The organism is Enterobacter cloacae complex sp. IR53041 (assembly GCF_049238285.1).
In the GTDB taxonomy this organism is placed as follows: Bacteria; Pseudomonadota; Gammaproteobacteria; order Enterobacterales; family Enterobacteriaceae; genus Enterobacter; species Enterobacter roggenkampii.
On sequence record NZ_JBMKHB010000087.1, the window covers coordinates 1 to 503 of the forward strand.

The window sequence follows — 503 nt, forward strand, 5'->3', positions numbered from 1 at the left end:
GAAGCGCTTTTCCACCGACCTCAGCATCACATCCTGCACGGTCGAACTGTCATAGCCTCCCGTGCTTGCTGCCCAGTCTATGGCCTCACGGTCGCAGCAGTCCAGCGCGAACGTTACCCGCAGTTTTTCGCCGTTGTCGCAGCCGAACTCGAAGCCATCTGAACACCAGCGCATATCGCTTTCTGCCACCGCTATCTTGCCCTTATGTTCACGCTTCGGTCGCTCTGGTTTGTGATGCAACAACAACAGGTTATGCTCGCTCATTATCCTGTAAAGCCGTTTGGCATTCACAGGTGGCTGTCCCTCTGTGCGACGTTGCTTGCGCAGGATGCCCCACACGCGTCGATAACCATAACTCGGCATATCGCTGATAATGTTGAGGATAGCCGACAGTATTTCTGCGTCTGCTTCTTCATTACGCCGGTTACAGCGCCTGTCCTGCCAGTCGGCAGAACGGTTAATCCGCAGTGACAGTTGCGCACGCGACACGCCCATGGTCCGGC

General features: G+C 56.1%; 1 pseudogene. It reads right to left on the reverse strand.

Annotation, left to right across the window (positions count from 1 at the left end):
• A pseudogene (locus tag ACOTXF_RS23790) lies at positions 1 to 503 on the reverse strand (IS3-like element ISEcl1 family transposase); the annotation flags it as partial.